The sequence below is a fragment of the Methanobacterium bryantii genome, assembly GCF_002287175.1.
Classification (GTDB): Archaea; Methanobacteriota; Methanobacteria; order Methanobacteriales; family Methanobacteriaceae; genus Methanobacterium_D; species Methanobacterium_D bryantii.
The window spans coordinates 208,430-228,264 of the sequence record NZ_LMVM01000012.1 but is presented as its reverse complement, the minus strand read 5'-3'; the positions used below and the strand labels follow the sequence as shown (position 1 = coordinate 228,264).

Genomic DNA, 19,835 nt, shown 5'->3' with positions numbered 1-19,835 from the left:
GTGCTAGATATCTTTTAATTTAAATCACCTCTGTTTTAGCTATATATTTTAGAAATATTTTGATACGCCCCTAACTGATTATTAATATATTTATAATTAGTAATATATAGTTTTAACGATTTTCTGTGTAAAAAACAATTTAAAAGGTTAAATTATCAAAACATTTAGGAATTTAATCACATTAAAAATAAAAATAAGGATATTACTCTCAAAACAATTATTTTTAATTACTCAACATCCCGAGTTTTGTTTTTAGAAAGTTTTAAAGGACGCATTTCCATGTTTTTATCTAAATAACATTATACCAAAAATTTAAACAGTTTAAACAACATATTAAATACAGTGATTTTTATGAATCTAAAAGAAAATGTACTTGCAGTACTTAGAGATGAAGAAACCGATGTTACACCAGTAGTCAGTGTCACCCAACTTGGTATAACTGAAGCTATGGAAAAAACAGACGCATTTTGGCCAGAAGCGCACAGTGACGCGGAAAAAATGGCAGCACTGGGAAGTTCTCTCTACGAACTTGCAGGATTGGAATGCGCAAGAATTCCATTCTGTCTTACAGTTGAAGCTGAAGCCATGGGCTGCAAAGTGGATCTTGGTAACAAAGATAGAACTCCACAGGTTGTGGAAAGTCCGTTTGAAAACAGCAGCGATATAAGTATGCCTGATGATTTTCTCAGTAAAGGAAGGATTCCAGTTGTACTGGAAGCAATTAAGAAATTAAAGGACAAATATGGAGATACACTTCCAATTATCGTTGGAATTACCGGTCCTTTCACCCTCACAGGACATCTGCTCGGTGTGGAAAAGCTTGTAAGGTACATGCGAACCAGACAAAATGAAGTTGAAGCAGCTTTGGATGAAGCACTGGACATATCTATTGAATATGCAAATGCTGTTGCTGATGCAGGTCCAGATGTAATCTGTGTTGCTGATCCAACGTCTGCCCCTGAGCTTATTGACCCTTTACAGTTTAAAACAATAGTTAAACCAAGATTAGAAGATTTAGCAGTACAGATAAACACAGCTAAAGTCCTTCACATATGTGGATCCACAGAACCTATTATAAAGGACATGGCGGCCACGGGCTTTGATGGGCTAAGCATTGAAGAAAAAGTAGATATAACAAGAGCAAAAGAAGCGATTAAAGGTGGAGGAAAAACCATAAGAGTTGGCGGAAGAACTATGAGTATGGGTGGAGGAGATAAAGTCCCAAAAATCATAGGTAACATTTCTTCAAGCGAAACACTCTTTAGAGGTTCACCTGATCAAGTTAAAGAAGAAGTTAAAAAAGTTTTAGAAGCAGGAGTAGATATAATAGCTCCAAGTTGTGGTTTAGCTCCAAACACTCCCCTTGAAAACATCAAAGCCATGATCGAAGCACGTAACGAATTTACAGTGTCCAATATCTAACTTAAAAAAGATTATTTTTCCTTTTTCTTAGTTTTTCTTATCTTTTACTAGAAAATCCAACCAGTATAGTGGCGATGTGGGGATCTTTAGGATATCTATATTTATCTTTGAGGTACGAGTCACCTTCAGTTGAAGGGCTGCATGATACTACATCACATATTCCTTCAATATCTTCTAATTCTGGAAATGGTACTGGTGGTAGAAGAAAAAATTCTTTTTCTCTTTGCATGCCCCTTGTTGATTCATCAGGTTTAAAAATAACGAATTCAGGGCTTAGAAAATATGCGTCTTTTCTATTTTGATATTTTTCCTTTTCTTCTGGAGAAATGAGCTCCTGTCCCAATATTCGGCCTTTGTCAGTTACAAGGAGTACAGTAGGTATTGGCGGACTCCTAAATTCTGTATTCTTGAGCACAGCCAAATAAAAATCTTGTTTCATGCATTCTTCCAGTCCTGTGTTGACTACAGGTATCATATCTCCCTTCCTGCTGGATTCAATTTCAAGCAGAGCTTTTTTATCTTCCTCTGAAAGCTTTTGCACGTCAAGGACTCCTTTTAGCTTTTTTATTATTTTTACTGCATTTTCAACTGCCATTTTTTCCATATCTCCATGATGCATTGGCTACATGACTAATTCGATAAATTTTAATTTCTTTATCCAATTCCAAAAATATAAACAATTTGAACGTTATATAATTATGATTAATTATTATATGAATAACTAGTGGTGAAAAATGTGAAAAGATTTACTAAAATGGTGTATAAAAAACCTGAAGAAATGGTTTTCGGCCGTGCGAAATTTCCAGTGAGTCAACGTTGGAACATGCAGTTTGGTGCCGGTTACGTAGTACCAGAAGTAAAAGTAGCTCCAGTAGAAGGTTCTGAAGGATCAAAAGAGAAGATGATAGCAGAATGCCGTAATATAGCGCAAAGTGCCTGTGAAAGGGCTGTCGGTATAGGTCTGCCTGCGTTCATGTTAGAGCAAGAACATGTTTCCCAGCAGACCAACAATCCAGAATGGGCTGCAGAAACCACCCGAGTTCAGGCTGAAATTTTAGAAAAATACTACGACGAATACGGCATAAGAGTATCTCTTAGACAGACACCCGCTGATATAAGAATAGAAGAAAGAGGACCAGGACTTAGAGGATCAGATTACGATAACAAAATTGAAGAGTCTATGGAAGCCTGTGCTGCAAACGGGGCTTCTGATCTCTGTATAGAAACTATGGGAGGAAAAGCATTATCAGATTATGGAATTGCGAGAGGAGATATAAGGGCAATACTTTTTGGTATAGGTGTCCTTGGAAGCATAGATATGGAATATATGTGGAAAAGAATCGTTAATATCTGTAAAAAATATGACTGCAGGCCTGGCGGAGATACAGATTGTTCCCAGGCTAATACCGCCATGTTCATCGCAGGTGGGCTGCTGGATAAAGATGTTTCACATACCGTTGCTGCACTCGCAAGGGGAATGGGTGCTGCAAGGAGCCTTGTGGCAGTTGAATGCGGTGCAGTTGGTCCACTAAAAGACTGTGGATATGAAAACCCAATCATAAAAGCAATAAGCGGAGTTCCTATAGCAATGGAAGGTAAAAATGCAGTTTGCGCCCACTCCGATTTAATGGGTAACCTTGTTTGTGGAGTTACAGACGTATGGAGTAACGAATCGGTTTACCACAGGCAGGAAATGGGAGGAACAACTCCAGAAGTATGGCTGCAGGCCACAGGGTACGAAGCATCCCTCATGAATACCGCCCTCCAAACAGGACAAGAAGAAGTTTTAAGAGACCTTTACACTCTCACAGATAAATACAGAGACCCTCAGGCACTGGTACTTGCCTACGATAACGCCCACAGGATAGGTGAAGCCATAGTCAAATATGGTAAAGATACATATCTGAGGTCAAGGGCAGCTGCCATTGAAGCAGGAAAAATAATAAATGAAGCAGTTGACGCCAATAAAATGTATCTTACACGATTTGAAAGAGATTCGCTTGATAACGCTCTTAAAATCCTTGAGGATTTACCTGTAGATAAGGATCAATTTATAGATGAATGTATAAGATCATATTCAAGGAAAGTACCTGACTTTAATCCTAAAAATTATGACCTCTGAGGTGTTAAAATGAATTATATTGAAGAATTAGAATCAAAACTGGATCAAGACTTTATAGCAGTTAGATATAATGTAGAACTGGAAGGACCAGCAATAACACCTGAAAATGACCCTGATGTGCAGACCATTCTCCCTAAAGAGGAACCTTACAGATCAATTGCGAGGGCTGTGCTCCGTGGAGATACAGAAGAAGCAGTTAGTAAAGTTAAGGAAGGGTTAAAAAGCGGCGAAACACCAATGGATGTAATTAACAACGGTTTAATGAAGGGAATGGATGCAGTTAACGAACTTTACACTAAAGGCTTTTATTTCCTTCCAGACCTGATGCTTTCTGGAGATTCCATGATGGAAGGCTTAAAAGAAAGTGAAAAAGCTCTGGGCCATAAAAGTGAAACCAAAGGAACTGTAGTTTCTTTTGTTGCCGAAGGAGATCCCCACGATATAGGTAAAAACCTGGTAGTGATGTTTTTAAGAGCTAATGGATATGATGCAATAGATCTAGGTAGAGATGTGCCTAATGAAGAGGTTATAAAAGCTGTAAAAGAATACAAACCAATATTTATGACCGGAACAGCTCTAATGACAACTACCATGACTGCTTTCCCTAAAGTGGTTGAGGAACTTGAGAAAAACGGTCTTGAGGTTCCTGCCATTGGATGCGGTGGTGGTTCTGTAAGAAAGGACTTTGTAGAATCTTTCCCTATGAGTGTATATGGTGTTGAAGCATATCACGCCCCAAAACTTGCGGACAGTATATTAAAAGACAAGAAAACATGGAAAGATATCAGAAAAGAGTATTCACAGATAGTCGGAGAATTCGTTCCTGAATACGACTAAAAAAATACTTAAATTTTTATTTTTTCTTTTTAGAATATTTAAAACTAATTTTTAAGGGACTTAAACATTTGAGGTACATCAAATGAAAACCAGATATGGAATAGCATTGGATATTGGAACCAGCGGTATTAGAGCACAAGCTCTAAATATTGAGGAGAGAAAAGTAATTTCTACTGCAATTACCCTCAGGCACCCCCTACCTGGAGCTAATGTAGTAGACCACCTTCATTTCGCCATAAAAGTCGGCAGAGATACCGCCCATGAAATTCTTATTGACTCGGTAAATAAAGTGTTAGAAAGTTTAAATATAGATCTTGAGAATGTAGAGAGGTTAGCTGTATGTGGTAATCCCATACAACTCTCTTTGTTCCATAATATAGAAATAAGGGATTTAGCTTACTGGGGCCCCCATGCACTTGAAAGGTTACATGTAACTCCCCCTTCAAGAGATGCTATTACCGTAAATGCTGCCGAAATAGGCCTTAACATTAACCAAGAAGCCGAAATATATATTCCTCCAGCCATAAAACATGAAATCGGGGCAGATGCTCTTGCTATGCTTTTTAAGTCTCAAGTTTTAGAAAAAAAAGGGATTTATCTGGTATCAGACTTTGGAACAAATGCCGAAATAGCATTAGTCATAGATGGTGAAGTTTATTCATGCTCTGCTGCTGCAGGTCCAGCAGTAGAAGGACAGATGATAGAAAAGGGCAGATTAGCTTCTCCAGGAACTATATGTGATCTGGAAATTACTGACTACGGGTGGAAAACCCGTGTTTTAGATACTGATCTTATAGCCCAGGATGGAGCTACAGTCGATCCTTCAGGTGGAGACGTTGTTTTAAGCGCGAAAAATAACGTGAAACCAATAGGTATAACTGGAACAGGTGTAATTGCTGCTTACAGCTTGGGACTAAGTACAAGTATCATATCACTGCCTAAAATAAAGAGCCATAATGGTAAAATCAACTTACACGACGATATATATCTCACAGAAAAGGATATTGAGAACATAGGCAAAGCGTTAGGGGCATTTAGAGCTGCCCATTTAACTTTAGCAGAAGAATCAGGAGTGTTCCTTGATGAAATTGATGAAACCTACATGGCGGGAGCTTCAGGATTTTACGTAGATCCACATAAATCCCTGAACATTGGACAAATTCCTCCTTCCTCCCGTGAAATCTACCAGATGGGAAATACCTCATTAGCAATGGCGAAAGATTTAGTCCTAGATCCAGGACTCCTTGAAAAGCTGCAGAAAATAGCAGATGGAATGCGCAGCAAACACATAACACTTGCCACATCCCCCACTTTCGAAAAAATATACTCTTTAGAACTGGCAATGTGTGAGCAAGGAATGCCTTTCTGGATGTACAATGATTGGTTGACCAAATACGGTTTTCAAAAAATCCCACCAAAGGTTTCCAACCCTGTGATACATAGAATTTTTGAAAGGGACATACCTGAACTGGGCGAAGAAGGCCTGAAAATAACTAAAATAGGCGGTTTATTAAAGGCAGAATTTGAAGGGTGCACCAGCTGCATGACATGTGTCCAAAACTGCCCTGAAGATGCACTGACCATCGAAAATGGAGTAGTTACAATAAGAACAGACCGCTGCTCAGGTATGGCATGTTTAAGGTGTGAACTAGGCTGTCCTCAAAAGGTATTTAAGTATGAAGAACTGCTTACTACAGATAGAAACAGTAAACATCATAGTGCATAACCAAATGTCGGAGATTAATGGATTTATAAAAAAATTTGCACGTTATTTACTACAATCACTTGATTAATTCTAATTCAATTCTTGGCACCAGCTGAATTGCCCCTACAGGGCAAAAATTCCGGCATACACCGCAGCCATAGCAACTATTGTTAATTTTTGCTTTTTTTTCATTTATTGTAACTGCTTTAAACTGGCATGCCCTTTGACAATTCCCACATCCATTACAGATTTCCTTATTTACCACCGCAACTTCATGGCCCTCTCTTATGACATTTAAATCTTTGTAACGCTGATTTAAATGCATTAAAACACAGTCTCTATTATTACAGTTGCAGATAACACCTATATACGGTGTCTTAAACGTCCATATTGTATGAATCGTACCCTGTTCATCGAGACCCTTAAGGAACTCTGCAGCATCTTCAGCTCCTATATCCTGTACCGGTGCAAATTCAGGAATATTATCCACAATTTCCGCAGTGGTCCCAAAAAGTATGCATTTTTTCACATCCTTACCAAAAAGATACTTACTGCAGGGACAGTCAACAAGGCTGACCCTCCCAGGAATACCACATATGGAAACTGCATCTTCAAGGGAAACTACATGGCCGGAATGGTCACTTGTAAAAAATGCATTGAACTTCATCAATGCATATTTCTTAACAAGCGGTATTTTGAGTGCAACATCCGCTATACGTACCTGTCTCCCGTACATCTTTCTATAGTCTTTAAAAACACTTTCTATAAATAATCTTCTTTCTTGTGATTGCACCAGTTTATCAGCATAATTTTGAGCAGCCAGATACCATTTTTTACCAGCCCCATGCTGAACGCAGAATTCACACATAACTTTCACCATAAAATAATAATATAATTATATAGATATAATACAGTATAAATAAAATTAAATGAAATTTCATTTAACCCGCAGTTAAAATCATATATAAACATATGTTATATACTTACAATATATAAAAATCTTAAAAATACACTATTAATACTTAATACCTCTAATTAAAGACCGTAAATTTAATATATATGATATTTAAAATAAATAACATCAATTATGAAAGGTAAAGGATGAAATCAGTTGCTTCTAATTTTAAATTTAAACATGGGTTCGCCCAGGTAGTTTCAAACATTGTACAACCTGTAATAGTAACCATACCAGTTTTCGTTATTATAAATTATTTTGCAGCTGGTGGAAATAATTTTTTAATATCAACATTTATCTGCCTGCTTTTCGGGACTTTTTTACCACTAATAGCAGCTTTAATGTGGATAAAAAGTAAAAATTTAGATTTAGATGTAAGTGACAAAGATGAACGTACATTCCCTCTGCTTTTCGGGGCATTATCTTATATTATTGGAATAATCATGCTTTTTATTGCAGGGGCCCCCGCTGTAGCCGCCATATTGATGCTGTGCTACCTCACAAATATAATACTGACCATATTTGTAACCTTTTTCTGGAAAATCAGCGTGCATTCTATGGGAATTGCAGGACCCGCAGCAGCAATAACTTGCATATTTGGATATCCCGGACTTTTATTTGGATTCCCTCTTATTATGGTCATGTGGAGCCGTGTCTATCTTAACCAGCACACCCCCGCCCAAGTTATTGTTGGAGCGATTACCAGTTTTACCGTTACATGGATGCAGTTCAGATTATGTATGACTTATATTCCATATCTAGGTTTAAGGATACCTTAAATTAATTAAATCTATTAAAAACTGTAATTTTGGTTTTGATGTGCTAATTGCAATTTACTAGTTTTATGTTGAACACAGAATCAACACATGACCAGTATAACTGAGATAAATGTATAATATAAATTTATTGAGTTATAATACAATGATCCAGTGAATAGATTGAAATTTCCAAAATTAATTAAAATTTTAAATATTAAAAAAATTAAAGATGTAAAAAGAGCGTTTTTTATTAGATAATTTTTAAATCATTAAAAGTTGCCCTGATAGTGTAGCGGATATCACGTAGGATTGCGGATCCTATTACCCGGGTTCAAGTCCCGGTCAGGGCATGCTTATTTTAATATTCTTTTTTAAATCAACATCTAATCTCGCTTTTATTTAATAAAATATAGTTAACTAATATTATTATGCGCTTTTATTCAAATAATACTGCTTTATATAACAGCACATGCATAATATTAATGATACAATATCTAAAACAAATTATTAATGATTTTAACAAGATATAATACTCAATTATACTTAACCTACTGTTAAAATCAATTTTACATCTATAAATTTAATATTACATTATTATAACCCCATATACTCTTAATTTCACCCGTAAATAATTCGCATACATTAAAATTAACTTGACGTGGAAATATGGCTTTAAGAACTAATAACTCTATAAAAGGAGAACTGGAGAATTTAGGGATCGGTTTTGATTTTGAAAGCGTAAGAAACCTTATCTCAGGTATGCAGTATCTTGTAGATAACGGAATTTATAACAATTTCTTTAACGTTTTTAAAAAATGGGAAGATCCTGTTAATGTTTCAGCAAGTATGCAGAACGAATTGCAGTCCATTAGCCCATTATTAGCTCAGGCAGTATCTAATGGGTTGACTCCAGAAAAAAGCAATATTTTTTCAAGTTACGTGGACTATTATTCATTTTATCATCTTTACAGGTTCATGGAATGGGTTTATTCCATGAATTTAGGGAGGGGGCTGCATGAAGAAGACATTAAAGCTATTTTTTCCAGTAATATTATAGAAAAGATTATTTTAGGACAGGAAAATTTTGAGCATGTTTCTCCATCAACGCTGGATGATAGTTTTTTTCAGGATATTAAAGAAGTTATATGGACAGACAAACACACTGAGAAGTTTTTTGATAAATTACATGATTTATTGATTTCAAAAAGCTTCAATGAAATGGGAGACAGAGAAATTGCATTTAAACGTGAACTTAAAAGAATAGCCAAATTTCTTACAGTATGCTGTACAGTGGGTAAAGGAAGAACATATATAACTACGATAGAAGTTATATCCTCTTATAACCTTCTTTTTAAGATTATAGAAACTGATATTCGCCATTTAGTTAATACAAAAGAATATAAAGGATTATTAATCTGTCCCGTATGCAACGGCTACTACTACCTTCAGGAAGATGAAATTCCTGACGATTTCATTCAGTGCAGCTGCGGTGGTAATCTTGTATACAGCATGTCTTTGGAAAACATGAAACAGTATGTAGGCTCTTTTAAAGAAATGGTGATGGATGAGAAGGGATTAATTGCAGGGGCCATAACTTCACTGATGTTTGGCCTCATATTTAATAATATCATTTTAATAGCACTGCTCATAGGGATTGTGACTATTTTAATGGCTAAAAACTACACAGACGGATTTAGATATGGATTTTTAACAGGTAATATTTCTGGAGCGCTTTTCTTTATAGCCGTTTTCATATCCTCGATTATACTGTCCGGAGTTAAATTTAACCAAATTCCTTCAATTGGAGGAAGTACAATATTCATATTTATTATGGTGGTGGGAGTTTTCGCTATTTACTGCAGAAGAATCTGGACTTTCATGTGTCAAAGGTCCAAAAAAAGCGCGGCAGATTAAAAACAATTTTTAAAAGATTTAAATTATAGAAATAATCAATTTAAAGCGCGGAATTCTAAATAATGCCCAACATATATCTTAAATTATTCCCTTTAAATTTAATTTACCCCGCCAATTTTAATTTATATACAAAATTTATTTGTGCTCTAATTTCTGATATATAAAAATATCCTTTTTCACCTTTATTCAAATAATACTTATTTATATAATGATCTGGCCAAATTTTGTACTAACAATATATTAGACTAACAGTGGCTTTTAATAACAAATTTTTATGGTTATTAATGACTTTAGAGCATGCCATGCACCTTTAACTTCATGTCACATATTCAATAAAGATTATAAATATTGATTAAACTGCCATTATTTTTTTGAATTTTCTTGTTAAAAGCCACATAATTGCCAAAAATATTATTTCGGTGAAAAATATGGCCCTAATGTATAATAAAGGTTATGTTAAATCAATAAGAGGAGAACTAGAAGATTTAGGTACCGGTTTTGACTTTGAAAGTGTGAGAAATGTCATTCTGGACCTAGGATATCTGAAAAATAAAGGTATCTATGAAGAATTTTTTGATATTTATAAAAACTGGGAAGATCCCATCAGTGTTTTAACCAGTGCATATAACAGGTTACCCTCCACCAGTTCATTACTACAGCGAGCTATGTCAAATAATTTAACCCCTGAAAAGAGCAGTATCTTCTCAGGTTCTGTTGATTACTTTTCACTTCATCAGTTTTACCGGTTCCTGGAAAGGGTTTACTCCATGAACTTAGGGAGGGGGCTGCATGAAGAAGATGTTAAAGCCATTTTCTCCAGCAATATTCTTGAAAAAATCATTTTAGGACTGGAAAACTTTGACAGGGTAAACTCCACAAATAACTTTGACGATAGTTTTTTCCATGATATCAAAGAAGTCAAATGGACAGACAAACATACTGAACGATTTTTTGATAAACTGCACGATCTACTGATCTCAAAAAGCTTTAATGAAATTGGAAGTATTGAAATCACATTCAAACGTGAACTTAAAAGAATAGCCAAATTTCTTGCTGTGTGCAGCACTGTTAATAAAAATAAAACATATATAACAACTATAGATGTTATAAATGCATATAAAACTATTTTTAAGATTATTAAAACTGATATCAGCCCCATGGTCAATAAAAAAGAATATAAAGGTTTTTTAATCTGTTCAAAGTGCAACGGCTACTACAGCCTCGAAGATGATGAAATTCCTGATGATTTCACCCACTGCAGATGCGGCGGCACCATCACATATGTCCCTTCCTTAGAAGATGCAGTATATTATGAAAAAACCTTTAAAATAAGGACTATTAACAAGAAGTTGATTGCGGGAACCTTAACTTCACTTGCAGTCGCCTTAGTATTGATGAATTTTTAACTTTGTAGAAATCATCTAAAATTTATGGGAATATCTGTTAAATTTGTATATCCTCAATATTCAAAAACTAATTTCTAGTTTTTTTCATAGGTTTTCTACAGCACCAAATTTTTAGCAAATATTTAACTAAATTCCACAAAAATAAAATTATACTTTAACTGAATAATTCAAGCAGCTTATTTGTCGTCTTCCAATTTCTCGTTGTTGCTGTAGTATTTAACTTCTTCTCAAACATATCATTCTTTAATTTTGTTCTTGCATACCCATTAGGGCAGTATAAGTATACTTCCCTGCCAATAATTTCAAATTGTTCATTTTCAGCCTTATTTATATCCAAATTCAAAACAGCTTTTCGGTCAGGTACATCAAATAAAAATGTCACATGCAGTTTATCAAGCTCAATATCAGGCTTTTTAATAAATAGATTGCCCTTAACAATATTTTCCAGTTCGTTCTTTGTCCGAATAATTACATCTACAGAAAAAGAGAATGTCTCACTTATTTTTCTTTCAATATTTCCCTTAATTTCCATGATATCACTTGAATCATGCTCAAAAATAACATTACCGCTTTGAAGGTAAGTTTTTATATTTTTAAAACCGAGTGATTCCAAGGCTTTTACCAGATCAGCCATTTTTATTCTTTTGCTGCGGCCGATGTTGATTCCTCGAAGTAAAGCTATGTATTTCATGAACAGATTTCCTTTTTTTGATATTCAAGTTACATACTGATAAATTCACCAAAATATCTTTAGTATCCAAAAAAAATAGTTAAATTAATTATTTAACCGTTTATCTTTCAATAAACTTCAATCTCCCGCTCTTATTAAAAACAATGCTCTTTTTCCAGTCATCGCTCGTTTCAGGATAGTCTTCCCTGTAGTGAGATCCCCTGCTTTCACGGCGTAAAAATGCGGCCTTTGTAACGATTTCTGCCACATCAAGCATTACAAATGCTTCAAGGGCATCCTGAAGGTCTTTATTAAAGTCCATACCTCCAGGCACTTTCATGTCCGGAAGCATTTCTTTAAGCTCTTTTATCCTCTTTAAGGCTGACATTAAGCCTTCCTGATTCCTTATTATAGCCACGTCTTTCCACATGACTTCTTCAAGCTCTTTTTTAATCTCAAACGGATATACAGTACCATCTTTAATAAGTCCTGAAATTCTGGCATCTTCAGCATCAACAAAAGCATCATTTGATAGTAATTCACTATCTAAAGCATTTTTAGCAGCGGCTTCACCTGCTCTTTTTCCAAATACTTGAGTATCAGCCAGTGCATTTCCACCAAGCCTGTTTGCACCGTGTACTCCAGCAGCTGCTTCTCCTGCTGCAAATAAATTACCCACAGTGGTTTCGCCGTTTTCAGTTATCCTGACACCGCCCATGAAATGGTGCGCTGTTGGCGCTACTTCCATCGGCTCTTTTCTTATATCTACACCAACGTCCAAGAACTGGGCAAGCATTGTCTCAAGTTTCTCTTCAATGACCTCTGCTGGAAGATGTGTCACATCAAGGTAAACTCCACCTTTTGCGGTTCCTCTTCCTTCCCTTATCTCATTGTATATAGCCCTTGCCACTACATCACGGGTTGCAAGTTCCTTTCGAGGGTCGTATTTTTCCATGAACCTTTCGCCTTCAGAGTTTAAGAGAATTCCACCTTCTCCCCTCACAGCTTCAGTTACAAGGACTCCCTTTCTGGATTCTGGATGTATCATTCCTGTTGGGTGGAACTGCACCTGCTCCATATCCAGTAAATCGGCGCCTGCATTGTATGCTATGAAGTAGCCGTCCCCAGTTTTCTGTAATGTGTTTGAAGTAACAGGGTATAACCAGCCTGCACCTCCACTTCCAAGAATTACAGATTTAGCTTTAAATACCTCAAGTTTAGAGTCTTTAAGTGATAATCCACATGCCCCTATGACGTTTCGGCCGTTTTCATCCATGATGAGAGATGTAATCATTATCTCATCCATGGTTTTGATACCGCGCTTTGTTACTTCATCTTTTAAACCCAGCATCATTTCATGGCCGGTCCTATCTCCCTGGAAACATGTACGCCTGTAACTTTGGCCCCCGAATGGCCGCTGGTTAATCTGACCAGATTCCTGCCTGTCAAAAAGAGCTCCATAGCTTTCAAGCTCAATTAACCTCTGCGGTGCTTCTTCTACCAGAATTCTTACCAGGTTAGAATCGTTTAAATAACCCCCTCCTTTAAGGGTGTCTTCAAAATGAGCTTCAACAGTGTCTGCACAATCAGCTGCCCCAAAAACAGCGTTGTATCCTCCTTCTGCTAAAGTAGTACAGCCTGACTTAAATGTTAATCCTTTCGATACTATTATAATGTCTAAATCATATTTAGACGCTTCTATTGCTGCCCTACAGCCTGCCCCTCCAGAGCCTATAATTAGAACGTCGCATTCGTATACTTCTCTTTCCATGATTCTACTATATTGCCCATTTAATTTAAATATTATTAGAAATAATATAAAAAGCTCTAAAATATTCTTTTTTAAAAATATAATGAATTAAATTTAAATTATTATTAAAAATCGCCCCATTTAAATTATTTTGAGGCATTTAATCCCATATAACTCTATTTAACTTTGATTATGCTTTAAATACATAACTAAATATAAAAGGGATCAGCACGAAATTTCTATTTAAATATTTAATCCATGATTCAATTTGATAATACTTTTTAATTATTTTAATCAGGAGGCATTTTTCTGGATAAAAAGAAACTAGTAAAGCTTGCAAAGAAAGATTTCGAGAAAGCGTGGACAATGACCTCAAAGACGTTGCATAAACCCCATCATGATGATGAGTATCCTCGAATACACTTAAAAACAGGTAAAAGCCACATGCTCTACGATACGGTTGCGCAGTTAAGGCAGGCATATCTTAATTTAGGGTTCAATGAAGCTGTAAACCCGGTTTTCATTGAAGAAGAGCATATATACAAACAGTTCGGCCCTGAAGCTCCCGCTGTTTTAGATCGGTGTTTTTATACAGCCGGGCTTCCAAGACCCGATATTGGAATTGGAATGGATAAAATTGAAAAGATCGAAAAAATGGGAGTAGATCTTGATGATGCAAGGATAGACGGCCTGAAAGAAGTGTTTAGATGTTATAAAAAAGGAGATGTGAGTGGAGACGACCTGGTTTTAGAAGTTTCACAGGCCCTCAATGTTAAAAATAATATGGGGCTCCGTATCCTGGAAAAAATATTTCCAGAGATCCGTGAATTAACACCTATAGCTCATAAAACAACTTTAAGGTCACATATGACATCAGGATGGTTTATAACACTCCAGAATATCCATAACAAAAGACAATTACCTCTAAAACTTTTCTCAATTGACAGGTGTTTCAGAAGGGAACAGAGGGAAGATGCAAGTCACCTTACAACATACCATTCGGCTTCATGTGTTATTGTAGATGATAAAATATCTTTAGACATGGGAAAAGCAGTGTCTGAAAGTTTACTGGAATATTTTGGGTTTGAAAAGTTCAAATTCACGCCTGATGAGAAAAAATCTAAATATTACATAGCAGGTACCCAGACAGAAGTTTATGGTTACCACCCTAAACTCAAAGAATGGGTAGAAGTCGCCACATTCGGAATGTACTCACCAATTGCACTTGCAAAGTACGGAATAGATAAGGACGTCATGAATTTAGGAGTAGGTGTTGAAAGGATTGCAATGCTCCTTTATAACCAGACAGATGTCAGGGAAATGGTTTATCCTCAAACCTATGGAAAATGGAAGCTTTCAGACCGCGACCTTGCAACCATGCTCCGGATAAATTATTACCCTGCAACCGGTGAAGGGCGGCACTTAATGAACGATATAGTAACTGCCTTTAAAGAACACGGTGATACACCTTCCCCATGTGAATTTACTGCATTTGAAGGTGAATTCTTGGGCAAAGATATAGAAGTTAAAGTGGTGGAACCTGAGAAAGGTACAAAGCTTTTAGGACCTGCCGCATGGAATACCGTGTATATCAATCAGGGAGACATAATTGGAGTCCCTGCAAAAGATGTTACTGACGAAAATGCGTTAAATGCACTTGAAAATGGGATATCAACTGAAATAACTTACATGGACGGCATATGTGCCGATGCTGCCTACAAAATTGAAGAAATGGTTGTAAGCGGAGCCGGAGAAGTCACATTAAGGGTACCTATATCAAGATCCATTTCTGACATCAATTTAAGACTAGAAGACGTGGCTTTAAACTACATAACAAGTAAAAATAAAGCCATAGATGTACGAGGGCCCGTATTCTGTACCATAACATGTACACTTAAAGAATAGTCCCTTTATTTTTTATTTAATTTTAACAGTTATGTGTTCATACAACTTCCCTCAAAAGCTTGCAGATATCCAATACAGCCTATCCAAAAATATAATAGAACAGGACAGCTTTAAAAATGTCCATACAGTTGCAGGGGCAGATATATCTTTTGAAAAAGATAATTGTGCAGTTGCAGCTGCGGTTGCAGTTGATCTGGATGATCTTACTGTTATAGATTCAAAAACCATTGAAGTTAAACTTTTATTTCCTTATATTTCTGGATTTTTAGGGTTTAGAGAAGCTGATGCTGTAATTTCTGTTTTAAGGGAACTAAATAATGAATTTGATGTTTTAATGGTGAATGGACACGGCATAATGCACCCCCGAGGTTTTGGTCTTGCTTCCCATGTTGGACTTCTGATGGATATACCCACAATTGGAATTGCCAAAAGGTTAATTAAAGGAAACTACAAATATAAAGGTGATAATTCACTAAAAACCGTAGAATTCATGAATAAATCTGTGGGAGCATGCGACAGACAAAAATGTATTAGTGTTGGGCATAAAATATCTTTAAAAACTGCAGTTGACATTGTGCACGAGGCATCACTATTTAAAATGCCTGAACCATTGAGACAGGCCCATATACTAGCTACAAATATCATGAAAGATAAAATTAAATGATTAGTTTTGAATTTTGATTATATGGTCTAAAAATAAACTATATATAATTAAAGGCTACCTAAAAGCCAGTAAATGATACAAAATATCAGTAATATCAAAGTAACGTAAAAACGTGATTTAAATGGATATTAAAGGAACTGTAACTTCTGGACAAGGAAAAGGAGCATATTTTATGGGCCTTCCAGTATACAAAACTCAATTTGAAAAACAGCTTAATTTCAGCCCATTTCCAGGTACTTTAAATATAAAAATAAGCGAAGAGGAAATCGATACAATCCACAGGATCGATGAAGATAAACTGAAAATCATTGAAGGTAAAGAAAACTTTGGAGATGTTCTGCTTATACACGCCACCTTAAATGATAAAATAGAGGGAGCCATTGTTTTTCCAAAAAAAACCACCCATAAAGAAAATATTCTAGAATTTATAACGTCTAAAAAACTCAAAGAAACTATAGGCATTAAAGACGGAGATTCTGTTAAAATCAGCCTTAAATATTAATTTTTAATTTATGTTTTAGTTCACCCAAACTATTAAGTATAAGATATATGATGTATTCTATATCGACTTATTAAATTTATAAAATAATTAAAAAAAGGAGTTACCACATGATAGAAGACGCAATTAAAGCATTTAAAGACGGAAAAATCGTCTTAATATTTGACAATGATAACAGGGAAAGGGAAACCGATATGATCATTGCCGCTGAACACATGACCACTGAACACATGACAACCATCAGGAACGAGGCAGGAGGTCTTGTTTGTGTCCCCCTTTCAGCAGAAGTTTCAGATAAACTTGGAATTCCATTTATGACAGACATAATGGATGCAGCAACTGAAAAATATCCTGTACTCGGCGAATTATCACCAAATGACATACCATACGATGAAAAATCAGCTTTTTCCATAACAGTAAACCACCGGAAAACATTCACAGGCATAACAGACAGTGACAGGGCATGTACCATAAAAGAATTAGCCCTTCTATGTAAAAATGAAGAATACGATAGTTTCGGGAAAAATTTCAGAGCCCCAGGACACGTTACATTACTTAGAGCTACTGAAGGACACGTGCTTAAAAGGCAAGGACACACTGAAATGAGTATAGCTCTTGCAGAAATGGCAGGGACTACTCCTGTAGCTGTATGCTGTGAAATGATGGACGACGAAACTGGTGGCTCCATGACCACTGATAAAGTCGCAAAATATGCTGAAGAGAAAGAACTCATCTTTTTAAGCGGTGATGAAGTCATAAAAGCATACCACGAGTTTAAAGAAAACCAAGAATAGGTCAGTTGATTTTTGAAGGCATATGCCTTTAACGATTTTTCATTTTTAAATTATTAAATTCTATTTTACTAAAATCAGATAAAAATACCACATTAATGTAAATATCCCTTAATTTTTAAAATTCCATTCAAAATGGCAGAGTATTATACTTATTTTAAGCCTCTATCACCTTTTAAATCCTATTATCCAATTTATTTTAAATTTACATTATTAATCATGGCCTATTTTTTGATTTGGTTCTATTTAGGGGTTTATTTGGTAAAAATTTGGGTGTAAATCGGAAATAAATATTTATTTTTAAAGCGCCTTAGATTAAAATGAAGTTAGATCAAAACAAGGAGGTGATAAAGATAAGAATATTATAAAAAAAATTGCATTAATGTGTTTATTTATATTGGTTGGTACTTTACCAGTATTTGCTGCTAATTCAACCAGTATAAATCATGAACAGCTGCAAACAAAACATCCACAAACATCAAACCAAAACGACAGCACCATCATAACTGGATTTAAAAAAATACATTCACTATTTACCCAAAATGAAGACCTCCAAAAGGGTATAGAAAAAATATATGATGACCTGAATAAAGAACACACTCCACGAAACAGAGACCCCAGAACAGAAATAAAAAATTCAATGAAAAATGAAATTAAAACACAGTATATTAACTCAGTAAATCAAATAAATAACAACAGTACTCAGATAGAATCGCTGATTAAAAAGAACAACAATCTAAAAAAAGAAATAAACAACTTAGAAGCAGTATATGAAACAACGAATCAGAAAATTAATTCGACTAAAAGTGAGATAAACAGCAACAGTTCAGAGATAGAATCACTGATTAACCAGAATAAGGAGTTAATGGAAAAAATACAAAATATAGATGAAAATTCAACAGATTAATCTGAAACCTATTTTTTTATATTTTTTAAAATTTAGAAACTATTTCTTTATAGGACAAATAACCGCTGAATTCAGGAATTTCAGCCATTTTGAAGATTTGATCCATATTTAAATGTTCTTCAACTGTTTTCATAGCATTTAAACAGAACTCTTCCAATTTAATTTCTACTTCAGGAATATTGCCCCTTTCTGTCATTTTTACCTTCGGAACTTCGGCTATAACACTCTTACCTGTCATTTTAGTTATATAAGACGACGCAACCTTTGAAATAGATTTATCGTAAACCCGGTTTAAAATTACGCCGCTTGTTTTAACTCCAATTTTATCCATTATGCCTATATGACCAACTATATCCACCGCTGCAGTTTCAATTCCACCTTTACTGCATGATGAAACCACAATAACTGGAATATTAGCCGCCTTTGCAATTTCAGCCGATGAAAATGGAGTTTTTTCATTTAACAGACCTGTAAATGCACTCATAACTCCTTCAATTAAAACAAGGTCATAATTTTGATTTTTCAGGTCCTTAAGGACATTTTCTAAGTCCATCCATCCAAGTCCGCCTATTTGAACAGATGAGAATTTTTCCATATTTTCTTTATTCAAGTAAAGTGAAGGCACTAAATCCCTTATATCAGGCCCTACTTTTAATACACAAACTCGATAACCTCTTTTTCGTAAAGTCCCCACGATTCCTGTTGTCAAGAATGTTTTTCCAGAATCTGAACCAGTGCCTACCATCATCAAGACCTTAGGAAGCTCCATATTAGAGGGATTTACTGGAGAATTCAATGATTTGGCAGAAATATTCGTATCTATACCTATTTCGCTTCTAATTTTCTTTGAAAGCTCCGTATTCTTCTCTTTAATCTCCAAAATATCTTTTTCAGTTGCACCTACAAATTCAAGGATATTATCTACAAGTGCAGGATTCTCATCGAGGCACCCATGAACCATCGTACCAGTAACATTTCCCTCATCATTTCTAGCTCCAGATAATATTTTACGAGGATTATTTTGATAATCTGTCCTTTTAACTGTGCTTAAAAAAAGAGGGGCAGCATTTCCTTCAATTAACCCGTAAGTATGGCAGTGAAAACCTGTAACAGTCTTTCCATCCATACCTTTAGTCAAAAATGAATCATCAAGAATTTCAGCTTCAACTCGGTCTGTACCAATCATAGGGCGGAACGACACATCCAGAATTCCAAGACCTTCCCTTTCAATAGGGCACGGAGAACGTCTGCCTATATCCGTTTTATTTGCAAGCAGCTGGAATCCAGAGCACATCCCCAAAATAAATTTTCCATCATGATTCATTTTCATGATTTCCTTTTTGAGATCTTCTCCAACACTCTGTGATTCAATTATGCTCCCACCAGGTATTATAAGCCCGTCAAGTACATCACTGGCTTTTTGACCGTTTACCATACCATTTTCTTTTATTATATGGGTTGGTAGTTCACCGAAATTCTCAAAAAGGGGCAGCGCACCTTTTACATACAGGAGACCTATTTTTTTCATTG

General features: G+C 35.5%; 17 protein-coding genes and 1 tRNA gene. 13 read left to right on the top strand and 5 right to left on the bottom strand.

Annotated features, from left to right (window positions below; genetic code table 11):
* Positions 1 to 351: 351 nt before the first annotated feature.
* Complete coding sequence (gene mtaA, locus ASJ80_RS06510) at positions 352 to 1,422, top strand: methylcobamide:CoM methyltransferase MtaA (RefSeq protein WP_069585579.1); 1,071 nt, start codon at positions 352 to 354, stop codon at positions 1,420 to 1,422.
* A 37-nt stretch (positions 1,423 to 1,459) separates the two neighbouring features.
* On the opposite strand, the gene ASJ80_RS06505 is transcribed toward mtaA, so the two are convergent.
* Complete coding sequence (locus tag ASJ80_RS06505) at positions 1,460 to 2,026, bottom strand: hypothetical protein (protein WP_245837514.1); 567 nt, start codon at positions 2,024 to 2,026, stop codon at positions 1,460 to 1,462.
* Between the two features lie 132 nt (positions 2,027 to 2,158).
* Here ASJ80_RS06505 and mtaB point away from each other — a divergent pair, with 132 nt between their 5' ends.
* The 3 genes from mtaB (at position 2,159) to ASJ80_RS06490 (ending at position 6,107) form a co-directional block, all read left to right on the top strand.
* Positions 2,159 to 3,544 (top strand): methanol--corrinoid protein co-methyltransferase MtaB, encoded by a 1,386-nt coding sequence (mtaB, locus tag ASJ80_RS06500; protein WP_069585578.1) that lies wholly within the window; start codon positions 2,159 to 2,161, stop codon positions 3,542 to 3,544.
* Between the two features lie 9 nt (positions 3,545 to 3,553).
* On the top strand, positions 3,554 to 4,381 hold the full coding sequence (gene mtaC / locus ASJ80_RS06495) for a methanol--corrinoid protein MtaC (protein WP_069585577.1): 828 nt from the start codon (positions 3,554 to 3,556) through the stop codon (positions 4,379 to 4,381).
* Positions 4,382 to 4,463: 82 nt separating this feature from the next.
* The gene (locus ASJ80_RS06490; protein ID WP_069585576.1) at positions 4,464 to 6,107 is read left to right on the top strand and encodes a methylamine methyltransferase corrinoid protein reductive activase; all 1,644 of its coding nucleotides are present in this window, start codon (positions 4,464 to 4,466) and stop codon (positions 6,105 to 6,107) included.
* A gap of 55 nt (positions 6,108 to 6,162) precedes the next feature.
* Here the strand turns inward: ASJ80_RS06490 and ASJ80_RS06485 are convergent, their stop codons facing one another.
* Positions 6,163 to 6,954: a 4Fe-4S binding protein gene (locus ASJ80_RS06485; protein ID WP_069585575.1), complete on the bottom strand. Its 792-nt coding sequence runs from the start codon at positions 6,952 to 6,954 to the stop codon at positions 6,163 to 6,165.
* Positions 6,955 to 7,187: 233 nt separating this feature from the next.
* Here ASJ80_RS06485 and ASJ80_RS06480 point away from each other — a divergent pair, with 233 nt between their 5' ends.
* From ASJ80_RS06480 to ASJ80_RS06465, 4 genes are all read left to right on the top strand, one after another.
* Positions 7,188 to 7,820, top strand: a complete 633-nt coding sequence (locus ASJ80_RS06480) for a phosphoesterase PA-phosphatase (RefSeq protein ID WP_069585574.1) — start codon at positions 7,188 to 7,190, stop codon at positions 7,818 to 7,820.
* A gap of 257 nt (positions 7,821 to 8,077) precedes the next feature.
* Positions 8,078 to 8,149: transfer RNA gene (locus tag ASJ80_RS06475), tRNA-Arg, on the top strand.
* A gap of 316 nt (positions 8,150 to 8,465) precedes the next feature.
* Positions 8,466 to 9,713, top strand: coding sequence for a hypothetical protein (locus tag ASJ80_RS06470; protein ID WP_069585573.1), 1,248 nt, complete (start codon positions 8,466 to 8,468; stop codon positions 9,711 to 9,713).
* Between the two features lie 428 nt (positions 9,714 to 10,141).
* Positions 10,142 to 11,119 carry a hypothetical protein gene (locus ASJ80_RS06465; protein ID WP_069585572.1) on the top strand — a complete coding sequence of 326 codons (978 nt, stop codon included), beginning with the start codon at positions 10,142 to 10,144 and terminating at the stop codon, positions 11,117 to 11,119.
* Between the two features lie 154 nt (positions 11,120 to 11,273).
* Here the strand turns inward: ASJ80_RS06465 and ASJ80_RS06460 are convergent, their stop codons facing one another.
* Together ASJ80_RS06460 and tfrA are read right to left on the bottom strand one after the other, a co-directional pair.
* A complete protein-coding gene (locus tag ASJ80_RS06460; protein ID WP_069585571.1) occupies positions 11,274 to 11,810 on the bottom strand; it encodes a DUF1697 domain-containing protein in 537 nt (178 codons plus the stop codon).
* A gap of 100 nt (positions 11,811 to 11,910) precedes the next feature.
* Complete coding sequence (tfrA, locus tag ASJ80_RS06455) at positions 11,911 to 13,560, bottom strand: fumarate reductase (CoM/CoB) subunit TfrA (protein WP_069585570.1); 1,650 nt, start codon at positions 13,558 to 13,560, stop codon at positions 11,911 to 11,913.
* Positions 13,561 to 13,848: 288 nt separating this feature from the next.
* Here tfrA and sepS point away from each other — a divergent pair, with 288 nt between their 5' ends.
* The 5 genes from sepS (at position 13,849) to ASJ80_RS06430 (ending at position 18,305) form a co-directional block, all read left to right on the top strand.
* Positions 13,849 to 15,444: an O-phosphoserine--tRNA ligase gene (gene sepS / locus ASJ80_RS06450; RefSeq protein ID WP_069585569.1), complete on the top strand. Its 1,596-nt coding sequence runs from the start codon at positions 13,849 to 13,851 to the stop codon at positions 15,442 to 15,444.
* Between the two features lie 31 nt (positions 15,445 to 15,475).
* A complete protein-coding gene (locus ASJ80_RS06445; RefSeq protein WP_069585568.1) occupies positions 15,476 to 16,108 on the top strand; it encodes an endonuclease V in 633 nt (210 codons plus the stop codon).
* Positions 16,109 to 16,229: 121 nt separating this feature from the next.
* Complete coding sequence (locus ASJ80_RS06440; protein WP_069585567.1) at positions 16,230 to 16,610, top strand: DUF120 domain-containing protein; 381 nt, start codon at positions 16,230 to 16,232, stop codon at positions 16,608 to 16,610.
* A 107-nt stretch (positions 16,611 to 16,717) separates the two neighbouring features.
* Positions 16,718 to 17,401, top strand: coding sequence for a 3,4-dihydroxy-2-butanone-4-phosphate synthase (ribB, locus tag ASJ80_RS06435; RefSeq protein WP_069585566.1), 684 nt, complete (start codon positions 16,718 to 16,720; stop codon positions 17,399 to 17,401).
* 379 nt (positions 17,402 to 17,780) lie between these two features.
* A complete protein-coding gene (locus ASJ80_RS06430) occupies positions 17,781 to 18,305 on the top strand; it encodes a coiled-coil domain-containing protein (RefSeq protein WP_069585565.1) in 525 nt (174 codons plus the stop codon).
* Positions 18,306 to 18,330: 25 nt separating this feature from the next.
* Here the strand turns inward: ASJ80_RS06430 and ASJ80_RS06425 are convergent, their stop codons facing one another.
* Positions 18,331 to 19,833: an AAA family ATPase gene (locus ASJ80_RS06425; protein ID WP_069585564.1), complete on the bottom strand. Its 1,503-nt coding sequence runs from the start codon at positions 19,831 to 19,833 to the stop codon at positions 18,331 to 18,333.
* Positions 19,834 to 19,835: the final 2 nt, after the last annotated feature.

Coding starts and splice junctions, on each gene's coding strand:
- mtaA (WP_069585579.1), top strand. CDS start 352: ATGAATCTAAAAGAAAATGTACTTGCAGTACTTAGAGATGAAGAAACC.
- ASJ80_RS06505 (WP_245837514.1), bottom strand. CDS start 2,026: ATGGAAAAAATGGCAGTTGAAAATGCAGTAAAAATAATAAAAAAGCTA.
- mtaC (WP_069585577.1), top strand. CDS start 3,554: ATGAATTATATTGAAGAATTAGAATCAAAACTGGATCAAGACTTTATA.
- ASJ80_RS06490 (WP_069585576.1), top strand. CDS start 4,464: ATGAAAACCAGATATGGAATAGCATTGGATATTGGAACCAGCGGTATT.
- ASJ80_RS06485 (WP_069585575.1), bottom strand. CDS start 6,954: ATGTGTGAATTCTGCGTTCAGCATGGGGCTGGTAAAAAATGGTATCTG.
- ASJ80_RS06480 (WP_069585574.1), top strand. CDS start 7,188: ATGAAATCAGTTGCTTCTAATTTTAAATTTAAACATGGGTTCGCCCAG.
- ASJ80_RS06470 (WP_069585573.1), top strand. CDS start 8,466: ATGGCTTTAAGAACTAATAACTCTATAAAAGGAGAACTGGAGAATTTA.
- ASJ80_RS06465 (WP_069585572.1), top strand. CDS start 10,142: ATGGCCCTAATGTATAATAAAGGTTATGTTAAATCAATAAGAGGAGAA.
- ASJ80_RS06460 (WP_069585571.1), bottom strand. CDS start 11,810: ATGAAATACATAGCTTTACTTCGAGGAATCAACATCGGCCGCAGCAAA.
- tfrA (WP_069585570.1), bottom strand. CDS start 13,560: ATGGAAAGAGAAGTATACGAATGCGACGTTCTAATTATAGGCTCTGGA.
- ASJ80_RS06445 (WP_069585568.1), top strand. CDS start 15,476: ATGTGTTCATACAACTTCCCTCAAAAGCTTGCAGATATCCAATACAGC.
- ASJ80_RS06440 (WP_069585567.1), top strand. CDS start 16,230: ATGGATATTAAAGGAACTGTAACTTCTGGACAAGGAAAAGGAGCATAT.
- ribB (WP_069585566.1), top strand. CDS start 16,718: ATGATAGAAGACGCAATTAAAGCATTTAAAGACGGAAAAATCGTCTTA.
- ASJ80_RS06430 (WP_069585565.1), top strand. CDS start 17,781: ATGTGTTTATTTATATTGGTTGGTACTTTACCAGTATTTGCTGCTAAT.
- ASJ80_RS06425 (WP_069585564.1), bottom strand. CDS start 19,833: ATGAAAAAAATAGGTCTCCTGTATGTAAAAGGTGCGCTGCCCCTTTTT.